The following is an 18,009-nucleotide window of genomic DNA, read 5'->3' on the forward strand; positions in this document are numbered from 1 at the left end:
AAAGAGGCGAGAGGCGCCCATTCCTCATTCACCATCAGCATTCGTCCCTAGCCCAGCGCCTGAATTTTGATCCGGGCCAGCAGCCGCTGCACGTCCTTGAGCCGGCACAATTGGTTGCCCGGCGCGAGGGTGGCCGCCGTGCCGGCGGCCGTCGCGAAGCGGACGCACTCCTCCAAGTCTTTGCCGCCCGCATGCTTGAACACAAAGCCCGCGACGGTCGAGTCGCCGGCTCCGACCGTGCTGCGAACCGTCACGGCCGGAGGCACGGCCCGGTATCGCTCGGCGCCGCTGACCGCCAGCAGCCCACGCCGTCCCTGTGAGACCAGCACGATCCGCACCCCCGCCCGATTCAGCGCCCGCGCCGCATCCCACACTGCGCCTTCGGTCCGCAACGGCCGCCCGGTCAGGCGACGCAGCTCATTCAAGTTGGGCTTGATCGCGAAGGGCCTGGCCTTGAGGCCCGCTTGGAAACAGGGTCCGTCCGCGTCCAACATCGCTTTCGCGCCTTCCCGCTGGACGAGGGCGATGATCTGCCGGTACGCATCCTGCGGGACGCCGCGGGGCAGACTGCCACCCAGCACGACATAGGCGCCTTGCAGGTCCAGCAAACCCAGATGCGTCAGAAACGCCCGCCATTCCTCCGGGGCGACGACAGGACCTTTGGCGTTGATCATGGTCTGCGTACGGCGCTGTTTCGCGCAGATAATGATGTTGCGGCGGGTTTCCTGCGCAATCGCCGTGAAGTAACAGGTCACGCCCTCGCCTTTGAGCAGATCGACCATGAGCCGCCCGTTATGCCCGCCGATAAACCCCAGGGCGATGCTGTCGCCGCCCAGACGCCGGATCGCGCGCGACACGTCGATGCCTTTCCCTCCGGCGTAGATGCATTCTCCCGTCGCGCGGTTGGCGTCGTCCACCCGCAGATCCTCGACGTCGAGGAAATGATCCAGCGCGGGATTCAGGGTGATGGTGTAGATCATCGCTTGCGCGCGGCCACGGGGCAAGAGGCTTGTGGCGAGAAGATCACGTGAGGTTTCCCCTAGCCCCGCGCCTCTAGCCTCGCGCCTTCTTTGCGAAGATACACGAACCAATAGACCAGCGCCACCAGCACCGTCCCGCCCAGGATGTTGCCCGCAGTCACGAGGACCAGGTTGTCGACGGCATCCCCGACCGGAATCGGCGCACCGCTTCCCGCCGCGACCGCGAGTCCGACCGGGAGGAAAAACATGTTGGCCACCGAGTGCTCGAAGCCGCAGGCGACGAAGGCGCTGATCGGGAAGATAATGGCCAGGATCTTGTCGGCCACGCTGCGGGCTCCCATGCAGAGCCAGACGGCCAGGCAGACCAGCACGTTGCATAACATGCCCCGCGCCAGCGCGGACAGCGGATCGAGCGAGGCTTTGGTCCGCGCGATCCGGGCCATCATCTCACCGACCGCACCGTCCTCCAGTGTGTGGACTCCCGCCAGCCACACCAACACCGCCGTCCCAAGCGCGCCCAGCAAATTTCCAAGATACACCCACCCCCAATTCCTGATGACCTGTGCAGTCGTGATGCGGCGGGCCGCCCATGCCATCGCGATCAGGTTGTTCCCGGTGAACAACTCGGCGCCGCCGACCACGACCAGCACCAGTCCCAGACTGAACGTGAGCCCGCCGGCCAGGCGTGTCAGGCCGAACGCCCCGGCCGAGCCGCCAGGCCCGGCGGTGATTGTCACGATGTAGAAGAGCGCGCCTAGCGAGATGAACGCCCCGGCCAGCACGGCCAGCGCGAGCGTCGTCAGGACCGGCGCCGCCGCTTTGGCCACCCCGACGTCCCGGACGCGCACCGCGATCTGGGCTGGCGCGTAGGCGTCAAATAGGGGCACAGAAGAGATTGACGATTGGTCCATCGCTCTTGGCTATTCCGATCACAAAGACGGCGTTACCTACCTGCGAGAAATGCGTGACTTGCGAGAAGCGCCAGAAGGACCAAACCCGCGAGCCGCCAGTCGCGCGTTTCCCGCCTGTCTCGCCGTCTTACGTAATCAACTTCGCCTGTACGCGGCCGAGTTCGGCCTCGTCCTCAGGCTCGATCTTCTCCCGGTCCAGGCGCTCCACCCGCACGGCCGACACCTTGTACTCGGGACATTTCGAGCTCTCGTCGGCGCTCGACGACAGCAGGGCATTGATCGCGGTGCCCGGAAAATGGAAGCTGGTGAAGAGCTGACCGTGCTGGACCCGCTCGCTGATCGCCAACGGAAGCGTCGCGTCGCTTCTGGCGCTCACCAGCCGGACGATTTCGCGGTCGCGGAGCCCCAGCCTGGCTGCGTCGTCCGGGTGCATCTCCAAGACATCGGCGTCGACCACCTGCAGAATCGCGGTTCGCCGCGTCTGCGCCCCGCAGTTGTAATGCTGCAGGATGCGGCCCGTGATGAGGATGAACGGGTACGCCTCGCTCGGCGATTCGCCCGGCGGCAAATAGTCCACGGCGACGAATCGAGCCTTTCCTCCGGGAAACCGTTCCTGATGCATCAGGGAAGTGCCGGGATGGGTCGGAGCGGGGACCGGCCACTGCAACCCTTCGGGCGTTTCCAGCCGGTCATAGGACACACCCGCGAACATCGGGGTCAGCCGCGCGATCTCGTCCATGATCTGAGACGGATGCGCGTAGCGCATGGGATAGCCCATCCGCGTCGCCACCTCACAGACGACTTGCCAGTCCGGCAGGACGCCGGCGGGCGGCTCGACGACTTTCCGAATGCGCTGAATCCGCCGTTCGAGATTCGTGAAGGTGCCGTCCTTCTCCAGAAAGGAGGCGCCGGGGATCACGAGCCGGGCGAACTTCGCCGTCTCGCTGAGGAACAGGTCCTGCACGACCAGGAAGTCCAAACTCGCCAGAGCCTGCCGGACCTTCTTGAGATTCGGATCGGTTTGCGCCACGTCGTAGCCGATGATCCACAAGCCCTTTAAGCGGCCGTCGAGCGCTGCATCCCACATGTCCGGAATCTTCATGCCGCGCGCCGTCGGCAGCGGACGTCCGGTGACCGTCAGGTGCCGCGCGGCCAACTCGGGATCGTCGAGGCTCTGGTATCCGGCGAAATAGGTCGGCAGGCAGCCGACATCGGAGGCCCCCTGCACGTTGTTCTGCCCGCGCAACGGGTTGATGCCGGTTCCGGGCCGGCCGATGTTGCCGGTCGCCAGCGCCAGGTTGCAGAGCGCGATCACCCCGTGGCTGCCCCAGCGATGCTCGGTCACGCCGAGGCCGTGGACGCAGAGCGAAGCGCCGCTGGTCGCATAGCGCCGGGCCGCATCGCGGATCATGGCCGCCGGGACGCCCGTGATCCGCTCGGTCACTTCCGGCGTGCAGGACGCCACGGTCTCCAGCCAGTCGTCGAGCCCCTCCGTCCTCGCCGCCGTGAAGGCATTATCAATAAGACCTTCTTTCGCGATCACATGGCCCAACCCGTTCAGCAGCGCGACGTTCGTGCCCGGCTTCAACTTGAGATGCAGGTCGGCCAGACGCGCCAGCTCCGTGCGGCGGGGATCGATCACGATCAGCGGTACGCCGCGCCGCTTCGCCTGCTTGATCCTCGCGCCGACCACCGGATGGGATTCGGTCGGATTGGCCCCGACGACCATGATCAGCTTGGCCAGATCCACGTCGGCGATCGAGTTGGTGGCGGCGGAGGCGCCGAGGGTCTCCATCATGCCGGTCACGGTCGCGCTGTGGCAGACGCGGGCGCAGTTGTCGATGTGGTTGGTCCCGATCACGCAGCGGATGAACTTGGCGAAGAGATAATTCTCCTCGTTGGTGCCGCGGCTGGAGGAAATGGCTGCCAAGGCATCGGGGCCGTAGGTCTTCTTGATGCGCGCGAACTCCAGCGCCACGCGGTCGAGCGCCGCCTCCCAGGACACCTCCTCCCACCGATCGCCCCGGCGCAGGAGCGGAACCCGTAACCGGTCCGGCGCCGAGATGTACGTCCAGCCGAAGCGGCCCTTCATGCAGGCGTGGCCTTCGTTCGACGGCCCGTCATCCGCCGGTACCATGCTGACTACCCGGCCGTCGCGGACGCCGGCGTCGAAGGCGCAGCCGACCCCGCAATAGGCGCAGATGGTGCGGACGGTCCGGGTCGGGGGTCCGAACTCAAGGACGGTCTTTTCCGTCAGGGCTCCGGTCGGGCATTCCTTCACACAGGCGCCGCACGAGACGCAATTCGAAGAGGCGAATCCGTCGCCATCCCCAGAGAGCGGGCCGGCGCCGGCGACCGGCCGCGAGCCGAAGCCGCGGTCGATCATCGTGAGCGCGAAGGTCCCCTGAATTTCGTCGCAGGCCCGGACGCAGCGCGCGCAGGACACGCAGATCGCGTTGTCGAAGGTGAAAAACGGGTTGGAGTCGTCCCGGTACGGGACGCGTCGCGCCGCGTCCGTGTACCGCACGCGTTCGAGCCCCAGGCTGGAGGCTAACTGCTTGAGGACATCCGGCGTCGGCGCATCCTGGGGTAGTTCCGAAAGGTACAGCTCGACGATATTTCTTCTGTGTCGCCGCAGCCGGTCGGTCTTGGTCTGCACCACCATCCCCTCCCGCACCGGGGTCGTGCAGGAAGCCGGGGTACCGGCCAGGCCCTCCACTTCGCAGAGACACAGACGACAGGAGCCGAACGGATTGAGATGATCCGAGGCGCAGAGGCTCGGAATGACGATGCCCGCCCGTTGCGCGGCTTGGTAGATCGTCTCGCCGGGAGAGGCGGAGACGGATCGGCCGTTGATCGTTAGCGTGACCACTGAGAGCGCGGGGCGTGTGGCATCCAGCCTGCGATCGGAGGGAAGGGTCGATCCCTGCGATACTCCGTTCATGTCTCGCGTCTCCCGCCCTTCGCCTCTCGCCTAACCCGCATTATTCATGAACGCTTCTGCTGCAAACGCGGACACGCTGTTCCGACGGGCGTGCTCGCCACTCAGTCGGTCAACATACTGTTGCAAGTATGCTTCCCTCCTTCGTGGCTGTGCTTGCCCGTCTCACAACGCGTCTCCGCGTTTTCCCGACGAACCGTCATGAATAATGCGGGCTAAATTCGTGAGGAAAATGCTCGATCGCCGTCAGCACCGGATAGGGCGCGCGGCCGCCGAGCGCGCAGAGACTCGCCGTTTTCATCGTCTCGCCGAGATCGGCCAGCAGCGCCAGATCGTCGGCGGTCCCGCGGCCCGCCTGGATGCGTTCCAAGATCTCCCGGCCCCGCACGGACCCGATCCGGCAGGGTGTGCACTTTCCGCAAGACTCGTCCGCCGTGAACGCCATGAAATGCCGCGCCAACTCGACCATGTCCGTCTCATGGTCGTACACCACGATGCCGCCGTGCCCCAGGATCGCGCCGGCCTCCGCGAAGGCGTCGTAGCAGATCGGAATGTCGAGCTTGGATTCCGGAAACAAGCTCCCCAATGGTCCACCGACCTGCACGGCCTTGAAGCGCGCGCCGGGAGCCATGCCTCCGCCGAAGCGGTCCAGCACGTCGCGCAAGGTCAGGCCGAACGGAACTTCGACGAGCCCCGGTTGTTTCACCCGTCCGCCGATCTGGAGAGGGATCGTCCCGCGCGACCGTTCGGTGCCCAGCGAGGCGTGCCAGGCGCCGCCGCGCGAGAGGATATTCGGCACGGTGGCGAAGGTCAGCACATTGCTCACGATGGTCGGCCGGCCGTAAAGCCCGGAGACCGCGGGATAGGGAGGCTTGGCGCGCACCACGCCGCGACGGCCTTCCAGGGATTCCAGCAGGGCCGTCTCTTCCCCGCAGACGTAAGAGCCGGCGCCGCTCACGACTTCCAGCCGGAAAGGAGTGCGGCCGAGTTGCAAGAGACCGGTCCGCTCGGCCTCATCAATGGCGGCCCGCAGCGTCCCGGCCGCGGCCGGATATTCCTGACGGCAATAGATGTAGCCGCTGTCGGCGCCGATGGCGCGGGCGCAGATCAGCATGCCCTCGATCAGGCGGAAAGGCTCCCCTTCCATAACCATACGGTCGCAGTAGGTTCCGGCGTCGCCCTCATCGGCGTTGGCGACCACGTATTTCCGGCCGGCCGGCGCCTGGCGGGCCACATCCCACTTGTTCCAGACCGGGAAGGCGGCGCCGCCGCGGCCTCGTAGTCCGGAGAGACGCACCTCTTCGATGATGGCCTCAGGGGACATCGATCTGGCGGCCTCGAGTCCCTTGAGTCCGCCGTGGGAGCGATAGTCCTCCAGCGAGAGCGGCCGGGTCACGCCGAAGTTCGCGAAGGTGACCCGTGTCTGCTCCTTAAGAAAGGGAATCTGATCGACGGGGACGCCGCCCGCGCCGTTCACGATCCGGGGCACGTCGTCCGGGGTCACGTTGAACCAGGCGATGCGCCCGCCCGGCGTGTCCCGTTCGACCATCGGCTCGAGGAAAAACGCGCCCCGCGAGGACGTCCGGATCACCTCGACGCCGGGCCGATCGCGCAAGGCTTCCGCCACTCGATCGGCGCCCGCGGCAACGGCCGATGTATCGCTTGAAAGGTAGAGGCGAACCATACATTAGCTTTCAGCTTTCAGCTTTCAGTCATCAGCTATCAGCTAAACTCTCTCCCTCGCCCTCCCCTATTTAGGGGGAGGGAAGGGTGGGGGTACTGACGGCTGATAGCTGACAGCCGAAAGCTTCCTTACTTGTACTTCTCAATGACCGCCGCAAGCTCCGCCGGCGTCATCCGCCCGTACAGATCGCCGTCAATGATGACGGAGGGCGAGACCGCGCAGTTGCCGACGCAATAGACGTTCTCCAATGTGAAACGGCCGTCCGGCGTCGTTTCTCCGACCCCGACCTGCAATCGGTCGCGCAACTGACAGAGCACCCGTGCGCTGCGGTTCGCAAGGCAAGATTCGCCCATGCAGACGCGGATGAGATGGCGCCCCGTGGTCCTGACGCGCAAATCAGGGTAATAGGAGAGTACGCCGGCCACATCCGCTTCCGTCACCTGCAGCGCATGGGCGATCTCTCCGACGGCGTTCGGGGGCACATGCCCCAGCCTTTCCTGTACTACGAGCAAGGTCTGCAGTACGTTCGCCCGGTCCGGCCGCTGCGGCCGGCACCTATCGAGAATCTCGGCCAGGAGCGACGCCTGCTCGTCCTTCATCGCACCACCTCTTCGATCCCGACATGGGCGCGGAGCCTGTTGTAGTCGAATGCCGGCCGACCCGTTCGCCGCCGGCCGATGTCGTTCCGTTCCATCTCGTCGATGAGCGCCGCGACCTTGTCGCGCGCCGCGGGAGACGCCGCCGCGTGGCGAGGCGTCTGCCCGCCGAGCGCGGGCGACTCCTGATCGGCCCATTCGAGGTATGTGGTCTCCAAAAAGGAGGCCAGCAGCGCCCGATCTTCTTCCGGGGTAATCACGAGAGACACCGGCTTCTCTGCGGCGAGATCCGACACAGAGGGCCGACGACCCGGCGGAGTCGTGGACTCTCCTCGAAACCGGAGCGCATACCCGAACGCGTACGCCATCCGGTGTTTGATCTCTTCCAAGCGATCGCGCAAGTCGCACTCGACCATCAGTTGGGTCGGTGTCAACGTCAGCCTGGCTATGACGCCGGTTCGTCCATTAGTCCCATCCCCGCGCTGCACCCAGGTACGCACCTGACGTGTTCCCCATCCAGGCCCGTCCTCGAGCTGCAGGATGGCCTCCAGCTCCAGCCCCTCCATCGCCGCCAAGCCGTCCGCCAGAAACCGATACTCATGATGCTCGTAGAACGCGATGGCGTAGAGATAGGGCTGGCCGTCGGGCGTGCAATAGCGGATGTTCGTCACCGCCTGAAGCAACGCGGCGAAACGCATCCTCGCGAAGTTCCAAAGGAGGACGTAGCCGTAGAGCTTGGCGAACTCCGTCCATTCACCGAGCGCGAAGGACCCGGAGGCGGCCTCCATGGCAAGCCGCTGTTCGTGGGTGAGTTGGTAGAGGCTTTGAGCGTCGGATGCGCTCAGCACGATGGCGCTCCCGGGAATGACCGCGCGATCGGTGTCGGGATCGCCCGGTTCACGGATGAGCCTCGTGAACAGGATCTGCCCGGCCGCCAGCCCCTTGGCGAACTCGCCGCCGGTGACGCGGAATACCTGACTGTCGCCGACCGAACGCACGGCGAACATCCCGCTCGGAGGGCCGACCTCAGCGGGCATCACCTCCAAGAGATCCATATACGAATGCTTCAACGGGTCCAACCAGGCGCGCTCCTCGTCGGGCACGTGCTCCGTAATCGTGTCCCGGAGTTGCTCGATCAGACTCAACTGCCCTTCGGGGTAGAAGTCTGCGTAGACATACAGATTCGCCAGTTCCACCTCTTGCGCCAGAGGCGCGAGGGGCGTCGCCGCGCCCGCTTCCAGATACGGTCTGAGCGCCTGCTCCAGCGCCGCCTTTCGTTGTCCCGCGAATCCCGGCTCCAACGACAAGGCTTCGAGGCGCGCCAGGACCGCCTCCAGGGACGGCTTCATCGGCGCCCACAGGCCGGCCGTCTGTTCATTCGCGAGCTTCATGAATCTCCTCCATCACGATGGCTTCGGCATCCAGCCAATCCTGCAACGCGTAACCTTCGCGCCGTCCCCGTTCTTCCCACAGTTCGTAGGCCTTGGTGGCGATCCGTTCCCACATGCCGTCCGGCAACTCGATGGGTTTCTGAGCGGAGACGGCTACGGTCCGTTTGGGCGTCGCCTTGGCAGCGCCGTTTTTCTTGACCGAGACTTTCATGACATCCTCCCTGTTCTGAAAATAGCCAATAGCTTCACCCCCACCCTCCCCTCCCCCTTCAAGGGGGAGGGTCTCGGGGAGGGGGTTTTTCATGCTGCCGGGGTACCCGTTGCTCTGACGCGGCAACGGGTCGTGGCCGACATCTCATGACGACTGTGGAGAACATAGCGAGCGGCAAGTAGCCAACAGCTCTCAGCTATTCGCTGTTCGTTGTTGGCTCAATTTTATGAACGACCGGCCGATGATCCGGCGCGAACTTCGGACTCCGCACCGTCAACACCGGGCAGTCCGCCCGCCGCAGCACCGCTTCGGTGACGCTGCCGTTGACCAAGTGAGAAATCCCCCGGCGGCCGTGCGTGCCCATCACGATGAGATCGACCGCCTGGCTGCGCGCATGGTCGAGAATGGAATCCGCCGGCAGACCTCCCCGCAGCGCCTCGTCCGCCTTCAGTCCGCACCCGGCCGCCGCCGCGGTCAGATCCCGGAGCCGCCGGCCGAGCTTCGCCCGCTTTTCTTCCAATTCGGACGGATGAGACAGCGTGAAATCCAAACCGTACGCCAGCGGCTCCATGACATAGAGAATCGTGACGGCCGCGTTCAATCGCTTGGCGACCTGTACCGCATACTCCAACGCATCCAGCGAGCAGTCGGAAAAATCGATCGGCACCAGCATCCGTCGGACCACGATCGGCGAGGAACGGTCCGGGACCTGCGCCGTCCTCGGTTTGTGCCCGCGAACCGCCAACACCGGACAGGGCGCGCCGCGAATGACCCGCTCCGCCGTGCTCCCCAGGAGCACATGCTCCAGGCCGGTCCGGCCGTGCGTCCCGACGACCACTAGGTCGTCGCCGTTGTCACGGGCGATCGCGGTGATCTTCTGGCTGGGAATCCCGATCACGACCTGCTTCTTCGCCGAAAGCCCGACTTGCGAAGCCCGCTCCGCCAACCGCTCGAGATGGCGATCGGCCTCTTTCCGGAGTTGGCCCAGGTACACGTCGTTGATCGGATACTCGGGGTTCATCCCGGGCGGAAATTCCAACACGCTCACCATATCGAGGCTGGCCCCCCAAGCCGAAGCCAGGAACAGCGCATACTCCTCGGCGCGAGCCGCGTAAGCCGAGCCGTCGGTGGCTAAGAGGATGCGGTGAATGAGCGGTGTCATCCGTTGTCCGTTGTCCGTTGTCCGTTGTCCGTTGTCCGTTGTCCGTTGCCCGTTGCCTTTCACCCCTCAGCCTTTACCCCTTACCCCTCACGCCTCAGGTCCTTCAGACCGCTTCGACATTGAGCAACAACAACTCGCCCTTCATGCCGGGATGAATCGAGCACTTGAATTCGTACCGTCCCGGTCGTTCGATTGTGAACCGGATCTCGGTCTGCTTCTTCGGATCCAGAAAGACGCCGCCGATCCCCTTGCCGTAGGAAATGACCCCGTCGCTCTCGACCTTGGTCAAGGTGCCTTCGAACATCGGCGACCCGAAGTCGTGTCGCTCCCCGTCCTGATTCCGGATCACGATCACCGTGGGCAGGCCGAGCCGCAACGGCGCCTGTTTGGCGACGAACGCATACTCCTTGATCGTGACATCGACGCGCTGCTCGGTTTGCGCGCCGACCGGCGCCAAGCACCCGAGCGCGATACAGCCGGCCACCACCACCTTGCTCATCCATCTGCGCGCATCCGATAGCCAGTGTGTCATCGTCCTCCTCCTTCACGAGACTCCGTCCCGCGCGGCCGCAGTCGGACCGGCAACGGGACGGTCAAGACCGGACAACCCGCCGTCCGCACCACTTTTTCGGCCGTGCTGCCGAAAAAGATCTTGTCCACGCTCTCGACCTGGCCTCCATAACTGCCCATCACGACCAAATCCACCCTTTCCATGCGAGCCGTCCGGGCGATCTCGACAAAGGGAGCGCCCTCCGCCAACAGCCGCCGGATCGTCACCCCCTTGGCCTCTTCGAACTGCAACAGCCGACGCGCCTGGAGCCGCGCATGATGTCGTAACCGTTTCTTCTGCCCGGTTTCTTCTGACGGAAGCGCCAGCCCCAGCCTGTTCAACGCGGTCAAGCTCTTGGTATCGATGACGTGCAACAGCAGCACCTCCGCGTGGAACAGACGCGCCAACGACAGCGCGACACGGAACGCCTCCTCCGAGCACGGCGAGAAATCCACCGGGACCAGAATCTTCGAAAAGAGTCTCTCACCCATAAGCACCCTCTCTACGCCCAAACGAGCGAATCGCTCATAGCAAGCCGCGAACAGCCAAGCCGCCCCTTCTTCTCCGCATCTAGCGTCCGGCAAGGGCAAGACACAGAGTGGATTCGCTGCCTGTCCGTCAGGGTCTGCGGAAATAGTCAGCAAGGCCGGTGCCACCTGCGGAGAGCAAACAGCGAATAGCAAGTAGCGAATAGCAAAGGGGGAAATCCCGCGGTAGCCGGCTGCGAGCTGTTCGCTGCCAGCTACCGGCTGAGAAGAAGGGGGAGTCTTGCTACAGTCCCACCTGAGTCCCTGTAGCGGAAGGCCACAAAGACCGTGAATCGTGAGGCGTGACGCGTGGACCGCAGAAAGACAAAGCGGCTGCTCGTGTTCATCAGATGCCCGTGATCTTTCACGCTTGACGGATTCCTCTTAACCCGTTTACCTCTTCCTGCTTACCCCTCTCGCCTCGGCACGGCACCCCTCTTGCTCCGGATTCATTTATGTGAAAGGTCGGGAGGGAGAGACGGATGACGAAAGCAGAGTGGTTACTGGTGGGGGCCGTCCTGTTAGGAGTAGCGATCGTCGTGTACTTCGTCTTCCTCTGCCCAACCGAATGCCACTGACACGACCGGCACGAGGCTCGGGGCAAGGGGTCTAGACACTGCACCGGGAGGAGAAGATGTACTGTGAACGATGTCACGGACTCATGGTAGTGGATTCTTTCATTGATCTCCAAGACGACTCCGGACATCTGTGGCTACGGGCCTGGCGCTGTGTGAACTGCGGCGAGGTGAGCGACCCGGGCATCATCAAGAACCGATCGGCTCACCGGTTCTGGCTTGCCGGGCTTGCCGGGCGCATGTTGTCCAAGTCCAAACGGCCGCGCACCGTTGAGCTGATCCCGCTGGCCGCGTAACGGACACGGCGATGACCACGGCCGCCGATCTGATGACACCCGCCGTGCCGCGTGCGAACCCCGACCACACTGCGGGGCAAACGCTCGCGTCGCTCCGCGAGCAGATATGGACCGAAGTCGGCCACATCTATCTCATCGACGCGGACGCCCGCCTCATCGGGCAGGTGCCGATCGAAACCCTGCTGAGCGCCGAAGCTCACCGCCGCCTTGACGATCTGCGAGGCGCGCCTCCCCTGGAAGTCTCGGCGGAGGACAACGCCGAAACCGTCGCCCTCACGGCGGTGGAGCGGCATGACGCCGACGTCGCGGTGATCGATGCGGAACGCCGGCTGTTGGGCGCGATTCCCATCGGTCGCTTGTTGGCGCTGCTTCACGAGGAACACGTGGACGACTGGCTGCGCATGGGCGGCATCGGAAGGGTCCATCCGGAACCGACGGCCCAGGGCGGCACGTGGACGGCCTTCCGGGCTCGGTTGCCTTGGCTCCTGATGGGATTGGTCGGCGGGTTCCTGGCGGGTGGAATTGCGGAGACGTTCGAGACTTCGCTCAAGCGGGAAATCGCGCTGGCGTTCTTCCTGCCGCTCGTGGTCTATATGGCCGATGCGGTGGGCACGCAGACTGAAACCGTGCTGGTTCGAGCGTTGGCCTATGGGACCGTCCCGTTTGGGCCGCAACTTCTCCGGGAAGCCACCGTCGGCACGCTGATCGGCGGAACGATCGGGCTTCTGGCCGGAGCCGGGCTCTTGTATTGGGATGGACGAGCGTCCGTGGCCGTGATCGTCGCTACAACGCTCGCCGTCACGGCGGTTGTCGCCACAGTGGTCGCGAGCCTCCTTCCGCTGGGCCTCGTCCGGCTCGGAGCCGACCCGGCGCTGGCCAGCGGGCCGGTGGCGACGGTGTTGCAGGATCTTCTCAGCGTGGCAACCTATTTGAGCATCGCCACGGTGATCCTGCGCTGATAGCGCGGGAAAGAGGGCACCAATGTCGCAGTACAGCCGAGGTCCCGACGAGCAGCCCGTGACGCTCCCCGGCCCCGGTGTCCGGCTGGAAGGTGTCCTGGCGGTTCCACCGCGCCCCGTCGGTGTCGTGGCCTTCGCCCATGGGAGCGGAAGCGGCCGATTCAGCCCCCGCAACAATTTCGTCGCCCGGAAGCTCCAGGACGGCGGCCTCGCCACGTTGCTCATCGATCTGCTCGACGAACGGGAAGCGGACGATCGCCGCAAGGTCTTCGACATCGATCTGCTGGCCGATCGGCTTCTACTGGCGAAGGCCTGGCTGGCGGAACGGCCGGAGACCCGGACCCTCCGCCTGGGCTATTTCGGCGCCAGCACCGGCGCCGGCGCGGCGCTGCAGGCCGCCGCGCGTGACCCTTCATCCGTCGGCGCCATCGTTTCCCGCGGCGGGAGGCCGGATTTGGCCGAACGCTATCTGCCCGCGGTGACCGCACCGACCCTCTTGATCGTGGGAGGTCACGACACCCCGGTGATCGAGATGAACCAGAACGCATTTCGGCGCCTCACATGCCCGAAAGAGCTGGTTATTGTGCCGGGCGCCGGCCACCTGTTCGAAGAACCCGGCGCCTTGGAACAGGTCGCGGACCACGCGCAGCGCTGGTTCCTCCGGCACTTCATTCACACGTAGGGAATCGCGAGCGCACGCTCGTCGGATGCGCAAGACCGGAGTCTGGGTCATACTCTGCTTATGGAAGGTCAATTGTTATTGGTCACCGGTCATTCGCGAAGAGCCCCGTATGGCTCCCGAGATCTCCGTGCGTCCGGCCGATAACCATTGACGAATCGCCAATGACCAGAAAATGGAGGAGGCCATGCGGATCTTACTGGCTGTGGACGGATCGGATAATTCGTACGAAGCCCTTCGGGCGCTGGCCCATCTGACTCGAGCCGAACAACTCATCCTGCTTCACGCCCTGGACGTTCCTCAGCCGACCTACCCGATGATGATGCCGGAGGTCGCCCGCGACATTTATACGACCGTGGAGAAGGAGATGCGGGAAGACGGCGAGCGGCTGCTGGACCGGATGGCGTCGTTGCTTCCGATGAACGTCGGTCCGGCAACGAAACGGATCGAGGTCGGCACGCCGTCCGAGGTCATCGTCAATGTCGCCCGGGAAACGGGGACGGACTTGATCCTCATGGGCGCCCGCGGCGTGGGTCCGATCAAGGAACGGCTCTTCGGCAGCGTGTCTCACCGCGTCCTGACCCACGCTTCCTGCGCGACCCTGATCGTCACCGGACCCGTTCGGAGCATCAAGCAGATTCTGCTGCCTCTGCAGGGGCCCGACGATGCCGAGGCTGCGATCCGGTTCTTGACCATGACACCGTTTCGAGAGCCGGTCGACCTGATGCTCGTCACGGTTCTCCCCTTCGCCCAACCTCTGTGGCCGGCGGGTATCTCCGTGACGGAGGCCATGAAAGAACAGGTGTTGCAGAGCGCACGGGCGTTCCTCGATGACGTCGCCGGGAAGCTGACCGGGTTGGGGTACCGCGCCCGGGGCGCGACGCTGCTCGGCGCCGCCGCCCCCATGATCCTGCATGAGGCCTCGAAGCTGAATCCGGACCTGATCCTGATGGGCTCCCGCGGACGCGGAGGTCTCACCCGCTTCGTGCTCGGCAGCACGTCTCATGCAGTGATGCACCAAGCCCCCTGCCCGGTGCTGGTGTTTCATTGACGAAAGGCCACGTAGGTAGTACTCTCTGGTTCAGTCAAGCCGCAAGCCGCCCGATGCCGCCTCAAACCGTTGCAGGCCTCGTTCGGTCTTGAGGCCGGTCACGGACCCGGTCGTTGAGATATCGAAATGAGCATCTTAATCGTGGATGATTCGCCGGACGAACTACGCTTGCTCAGTTCGCTCCTGGAGAAGGCGGGGTACCGATCGATTCTCACCGCCATTTCCGCAGAAGATGCCTTTCGAACACTGGGGGTTGACGGCTCTGAATCCTCCCCGACAGCGGTCGATCTGGTTCTGATGGATATCGTGATGCCGCAAACGGACGGGCTCGAGGCCTGCCGGCGGATCAGAGCGCACCATCGACTCCACGACCTCCCCATCATCGTGATTACGGTCAAGAGCGACCCCGGTGACCTGCGCGCCGCGTTCACGGCAGGGGCCACGGACTTCATCCGCAAACCGGTCAACGAGGTGGAGCTGGTCGCCCGCGTGAGCGCCGCCCTCACGTTGAGAGAAGAACGGGAATGCCGCAGGGAGAGAGAGGAACAACTCGTCGGCCGTACCAAAGAGCTGGAACGCGCTCTCCAAGAAGTGAAGGTTCTCCGAGGCCTTATTCCGATCTGCAGCAACTGCAAGGGTGTGCGAAATGAACAAGGCTATTGGCAGCACATCGAAGAGTACATTCGTGATCATTCAGAGGCGGAATTTACCCATGGCTTGTGCGAGACCTGCATGGCCGAGCGGCGCGCTCAAGACCGCGTTGAACGGACGAAGCAAGACGAGGCGGATTCGTCTCCTGCGGTCTCGGTCACCGGAATAGACAAGCCCGGTCAAAGCGAAGTGCGCGATGTTGAGTCGGTATCATCTGAGGCGGCAGGAGATTGGGCGCGGGCCAGGAAAGCTCGACGCGTGAAAATACAGTGTCGGCTCCTTTTCTCTGCGGAGAATATTTCGTCGGGGGAAGCTCGTGTCCTGGACCTCTCCACCTCGGGTTGCAAAGCGGAATCCCTCACGCCGGTGAGAAAGGGAATGGAACTGGCAGTGAAGCTCTTTCTCCCGGATCACGAGTGGGAACTCAAAATTGAACGGGCGGTGGTCCGATGGATCGAAGGGAAGACGTTCGGCTTGGAGTTTCTCGGCATACGCCCTGCCCAGCGCGAACGGATTCGACTCCTTCTGGCGAGAAGCGAGAAATAATTGCCGCCCATTTGGCATCCGGTAAAGCCGTGCAGGCCTCTCTACGCATCGATCAGATGGAAACACGGGCCATCAGTTTCTACTCGGCCTTCGAAGCCTCGCACAGGGGTCCGAACTTCACAGGAACCGTTGCTTGACGATCGTGAGAACCCGCTCGGCTGCTTCTGCCGGCGTCGCCTTTGTCGTGTCGATCCGAAGGTCAGGCTTCAGGGGCTCTTCGTAAGGAACCTGGAGACCTGGCACCGTCGCGGACTCCCCGCGCTGTCCCTTCCGGTAGGTGCCTTTTTTGTCCCGCGCCATGCACACCTCCAGCGGGCATTCGACGGCGATTTCGAGAAAGCGCGGGATCAGGCCTCGCGCCGAGTCCCGATAGGCCCGCCGGCCGGCGGTGGCGTCGAAGATCACGGTGACGCCGTGTTCGACGAGCCGGGAGCCCGTGAAGGCCAGCGCGCGATAGAACAGGTCGCGCTCCTCCGGCGAATAAGTTGGCTCGGGCGTCAGCACGCGCCTGACCTCGTCCGACTCCAACACGTCCACGCGCAACCCCAACGCCTCCAGCTTCGGACGCAGCGCCGCGACGATCGTGCTCTTCCCCGAGGCCGGAAGGCCGGTGATCCAGACGGCGAAGGCCTCCTTTGAAAATGCCGTCATTCGTCAATCGTCATTCGTCAATCGTGAAAACGGGAACAGGCACCGCTTTGTCTTATCTCGCCTCTCGCCCACCCATGATTTTAGATCCGCTTGCTCCACTTCGCGAACCGGTCCGCCAACAGGACCCCGTTCGTCTTCAGCCCTTCGGTCTGAATGGTTTTCCGAACCGCTTCGATCCGGCTGGAGAAGTTCGGGTGAGTCTTGAAGAACGCGCGGTCGTCCCCCTTGAGGTCGCGCAGCCGGGTCAGCAGCGTCACGTAGGCGAGTGGATCGTAGCCGACCCGGGCCGCAAACACGTCCCCCCGTTGATCCGCCTCGGTCTCCTTGCTCTGGTCCAGCCCTTCGTCCAACAGTTTTTTCACGGCTCCGTCGATCAGGTTCTTGAACGCCGCCGGGTTCTGATTGGCGTAGGCGAGTCCGGCTTCAGTGATCCCGGCGATCTGCTTGCTCCTCTGGATCACCTGCAAAATGTGCTTCTCGGTCACATGGGCGATTTCGTGGCCGAGCACCGCCGCCAGTTCCGCCTCGTTCCGCACCTGCTTGAGCAAGCCTTTCGTGACGAAGATATAACCCGCCGGCGCGGCGAAGGCGTTGATCGACTCGTGGTTCAGGATCGCGAAGCGATAGGGAATGTCGGGCCGGTCGCAGGTGTTGGCGACCGCCCGGCCGACGAGATTGACGTAGCGCGTGAGGGCCGGATCCTCGACGACCCCGCCGTATCGGGCCACCACCTGCAGCGCGATGGCCTGACCGATGGAGGATTCCTCCTCATAGCCGATCGGGAGCAACCCGGCGACCAAGGTCCCGGTCCCGCGGATCACCCCGGCGAGCCGCTCATTGCCGGATTGCCGCGCGACATCTTCGGCCGCCCGCTGCACTTCGGCGCACCCGCCGAGCGTTGTAACGAAAGCCAGTATGCCCATAACGGCAGTTCCCCAGAATCCCTTGGCCCACCCACGCATCATGAAAATGCGGGTGGCGCCGACCTGGGCGCCCATCCGCCCGGAGCGGGGCCCCCACACCGGGCGGGGTGCGAGGACGGATGGCGGGTACCCACGCGAGTGGGTGGTGAACCGGGTGCCCTTTGGGCGGCGAGCGGGCGACAGGACCTGCATTTTCAGAACAGAGATCTTATTTCGCATACTCGCCGAGCCCTCCTTCCTTCAGAAATTCTTCGACCTCCTGATCCGGAATCTGATACGCGGTCATGCGATCGACCGTGTCGCGGTCTTTTGGGGAAATCCCCGCGCGATCGGCGTAGCCTTCGGAGACCTTGTCCAATCCGCGTGCGCCGGCCGACGCGGTCACCGCCGACGTCTCGCTCCCGCGCATGCTGCGCCCGAGCTGCGCCAGCCCGCTGTCGCCGCCGCTGGGCTTGGTCTTGCTGGTCTTGCCGGCGTAGATCCAGCCCTGCGCGCCGCTCTCGGTCTTGACCTGCAACCAGCTTCCTTCCTTTTTCACCACCTCCAACTGATCCCCGTATCGCAGGTTGGCCACTACCTGATCCAGCGATGTCTTGCCGGACCGAAGTTGCGCCGTCCTGGCTTGCACATAGACGGTTTCAGCGAAGGCGGCGGTTACACAGACCAATGCCGCGCCGACGATCAGCCCTTGCAGCGTCCACCCTCTCCGTCGTGTCACGATCTCC

General features: G+C 64.2%; 18 protein-coding genes. 5 read left to right on the forward strand and 13 right to left on the reverse strand.

Annotation, left to right across the window (positions count from 1 at the left end):
* Positions 1-47: 47 nt before the first annotated feature.
* The 10 genes from pfkB to AB1555_00160 form a co-directional block, all read right to left on the reverse strand.
* Positions 48-980 (reverse strand): 1-phosphofructokinase, encoded by a 933-nt coding sequence (gene pfkB / locus AB1555_00115; protein MEW6245097.1) that lies wholly within the window; start codon positions 978-980, stop codon positions 48-50.
* A 59-nt stretch (positions 981-1,039) separates the two neighbouring features.
* The gene (locus tag AB1555_00120; protein MEW6245098.1) at positions 1,040-1,891 is read right to left on the reverse strand and encodes a formate/nitrite transporter family protein; all 852 of its coding nucleotides are present in this window, start codon (positions 1,889-1,891) and stop codon (positions 1,040-1,042) included.
* 127 nt (positions 1,892-2,018) lie between these two features.
* Positions 2,019-4,835, reverse strand: a complete 2,817-nt coding sequence (gene fdhF, locus AB1555_00125; GenBank protein MEW6245099.1) for a formate dehydrogenase subunit alpha — start codon at positions 4,833-4,835, stop codon at positions 2,019-2,021.
* Positions 4,836-5,031: 196 nt separating this feature from the next.
* Positions 5,032-6,516 carry an NADH-ubiquinone oxidoreductase-F iron-sulfur binding region domain-containing protein gene (locus AB1555_00130; GenBank protein MEW6245100.1) on the reverse strand — a complete coding sequence of 495 codons (1,485 nt, stop codon included), beginning with the start codon at positions 6,514-6,516 and terminating at the stop codon, positions 5,032-5,034.
* A 128-nt stretch (positions 6,517-6,644) separates the two neighbouring features.
* Positions 6,645-7,115: an NAD(P)H-dependent oxidoreductase subunit E gene (locus AB1555_00135; protein ID MEW6245101.1), complete on the reverse strand. Its 471-nt coding sequence runs from the start codon at positions 7,113-7,115 to the stop codon at positions 6,645-6,647.
* The gene (locus AB1555_00140; GenBank protein ID MEW6245102.1) at positions 7,112-8,503 is read right to left on the reverse strand and encodes a hypothetical protein; all 1,392 of its coding nucleotides are present in this window, start codon (positions 8,501-8,503) and stop codon (positions 7,112-7,114) included. Before AB1555_00140 ends, AB1555_00135 begins: the two co-directional genes overlap by 4 nt.
* Positions 8,487-8,714, reverse strand: coding sequence for a DUF2934 domain-containing protein (locus AB1555_00145; protein MEW6245103.1), 228 nt, complete (start codon positions 8,712-8,714; stop codon positions 8,487-8,489). Before AB1555_00145 ends, AB1555_00140 begins: the two co-directional genes overlap by 17 nt.
* A gap of 196 nt (positions 8,715-8,910) precedes the next feature.
* On the reverse strand, positions 8,911-9,876 hold the full coding sequence (locus tag AB1555_00150; GenBank protein MEW6245104.1) for a universal stress protein: 966 nt from the start codon (positions 9,874-9,876) through the stop codon (positions 8,911-8,913).
* A 103-nt stretch (positions 9,877-9,979) separates the two neighbouring features.
* Entirely contained in the window at positions 9,980-10,408 is a 429-nt protein-coding gene (locus AB1555_00155; GenBank protein MEW6245105.1) for a cupredoxin domain-containing protein, read from the reverse strand.
* Positions 10,405-10,917 carry a universal stress protein gene (locus tag AB1555_00160; protein ID MEW6245106.1) on the reverse strand — a complete coding sequence of 171 codons (513 nt, stop codon included), beginning with the start codon at positions 10,915-10,917 and terminating at the stop codon, positions 10,405-10,407. Before AB1555_00160 ends, AB1555_00155 begins: the two co-directional genes overlap by 4 nt.
* Before the next feature lie 703 nt (positions 10,918-11,620).
* On the opposite strand from AB1555_00160, the gene AB1555_00165 reads away from it, so the two are divergent.
* From AB1555_00165 to AB1555_00185, 5 genes are all read left to right on the forward strand, one after another.
* Positions 11,621-11,824, forward strand: a complete 204-nt coding sequence (locus AB1555_00165; GenBank protein ID MEW6245107.1) for a hypothetical protein — start codon at positions 11,621-11,623, stop codon at positions 11,822-11,824.
* An 11-nt stretch (positions 11,825-11,835) separates the two neighbouring features.
* Positions 11,836-12,783: a magnesium transporter gene (locus tag AB1555_00170; GenBank protein MEW6245108.1), complete on the forward strand. Its 948-nt coding sequence runs from the start codon at positions 11,836-11,838 to the stop codon at positions 12,781-12,783.
* A gap of 22 nt (positions 12,784-12,805) precedes the next feature.
* Entirely contained in the window at positions 12,806-13,465 is a 660-nt protein-coding gene (locus AB1555_00175) for a dienelactone hydrolase family protein (protein MEW6245109.1), read from the forward strand.
* Positions 13,466-13,649: 184 nt separating this feature from the next.
* Positions 13,650-14,513, forward strand: coding sequence for a universal stress protein (locus AB1555_00180; protein ID MEW6245110.1), 864 nt, complete (start codon positions 13,650-13,652; stop codon positions 14,511-14,513).
* A gap of 126 nt (positions 14,514-14,639) precedes the next feature.
* Entirely contained in the window at positions 14,640-15,710 is a 1,071-nt protein-coding gene (locus AB1555_00185; protein MEW6245111.1) for a response regulator, read from the forward strand.
* A 117-nt stretch (positions 15,711-15,827) separates the two neighbouring features.
* Here the strand turns inward: AB1555_00185 and AB1555_00190 are convergent, their stop codons facing one another.
* From AB1555_00190 to AB1555_00200, 3 genes are all read right to left on the reverse strand, one after another.
* A complete protein-coding gene (locus AB1555_00190) occupies positions 15,828-16,361 on the reverse strand; it encodes an adenylyl-sulfate kinase (protein MEW6245112.1) in 534 nt (177 codons plus the stop codon).
* A gap of 80 nt (positions 16,362-16,441) precedes the next feature.
* The gene (locus AB1555_00195; protein ID MEW6245113.1) at positions 16,442-17,503 is read right to left on the reverse strand and encodes a M48 family metalloprotease; all 1,062 of its coding nucleotides are present in this window, start codon (positions 17,501-17,503) and stop codon (positions 16,442-16,444) included.
* Positions 17,493-18,002: an SH3 domain-containing protein gene (locus tag AB1555_00200; protein MEW6245114.1), complete on the reverse strand. Its 510-nt coding sequence runs from the start codon at positions 18,000-18,002 to the stop codon at positions 17,493-17,495. The genes AB1555_00195 and AB1555_00200 overlap by 11 nt, the downstream gene beginning before the upstream one ends.
* Positions 18,003-18,009 lie beyond the last annotated feature (7 nt).

It is taken from the genome of Nitrospirota bacterium (assembly GCA_040755395.1).
Taxonomy (GTDB): Bacteria; Nitrospirota; Nitrospiria; order Nitrospirales; family Nitrospiraceae; genus DATLZU01.

Excerpts from the sequence above, each read along its gene's own strand:
- pfkB (MEW6245097.1), bottom strand. The coding sequence starts at position 980 with ATGATCTACACCATCACCCTGAATCCCGCGCTGGATCATTTCCTCGAC.
- AB1555_00120 (MEW6245098.1), bottom strand. The coding sequence starts at position 1,891 with ATGGACCAATCGTCAATCTCTTCTGTGCCCCTATTTGACGCCTACGCG.
- fdhF (MEW6245099.1), bottom strand. The coding sequence starts at position 4,835 with ATGAACGGAGTATCGCAGGGATCGACCCTTCCCTCCGATCGCAGGCTG.
- AB1555_00130 (MEW6245100.1), bottom strand. The coding sequence starts at position 6,516 with ATGGTTCGCCTCTACCTTTCAAGCGATACATCGGCCGTTGCCGCGGGC.
- AB1555_00135 (MEW6245101.1), bottom strand. The coding sequence starts at position 7,115 with ATGAAGGACGAGCAGGCGTCGCTCCTGGCCGAGATTCTCGATAGGTGC.
- AB1555_00140 (MEW6245102.1), bottom strand. The coding sequence starts at position 8,503 with ATGAAGCTCGCGAATGAACAGACGGCCGGCCTGTGGGCGCCGATGAAG.
- AB1555_00145 (MEW6245103.1), bottom strand. The coding sequence starts at position 8,714 with ATGAAAGTCTCGGTCAAGAAAAACGGCGCTGCCAAGGCGACGCCCAAA.
- AB1555_00150 (MEW6245104.1), bottom strand. The coding sequence starts at position 9,876 with ATGACACCGCTCATTCACCGCATCCTCTTAGCCACCGACGGCTCGGCT.
- AB1555_00155 (MEW6245105.1), bottom strand. The coding sequence starts at position 10,408 with ATGACACACTGGCTATCGGATGCGCGCAGATGGATGAGCAAGGTGGTG.
- AB1555_00160 (MEW6245106.1), bottom strand. The coding sequence starts at position 10,917 with ATGGGTGAGAGACTCTTTTCGAAGATTCTGGTCCCGGTGGATTTCTCG.
- AB1555_00170 (MEW6245108.1), top strand. The coding sequence starts at position 11,836 with ATGACCACGGCCGCCGATCTGATGACACCCGCCGTGCCGCGTGCGAAC.
- AB1555_00175 (MEW6245109.1), top strand. The coding sequence starts at position 12,806 with ATGTCGCAGTACAGCCGAGGTCCCGACGAGCAGCCCGTGACGCTCCCC.
- AB1555_00180 (MEW6245110.1), top strand. The coding sequence starts at position 13,650 with ATGCGGATCTTACTGGCTGTGGACGGATCGGATAATTCGTACGAAGCC.
- AB1555_00185 (MEW6245111.1), top strand. The coding sequence starts at position 14,640 with ATGAGCATCTTAATCGTGGATGATTCGCCGGACGAACTACGCTTGCTC.
- AB1555_00190 (MEW6245112.1), bottom strand. The coding sequence starts at position 16,361 with ATGACGGCATTTTCAAAGGAGGCCTTCGCCGTCTGGATCACCGGCCTT.
- AB1555_00195 (MEW6245113.1), bottom strand. The coding sequence starts at position 17,503 with ATGCGAAATAAGATCTCTGTTCTGAAAATGCAGGTCCTGTCGCCCGCT.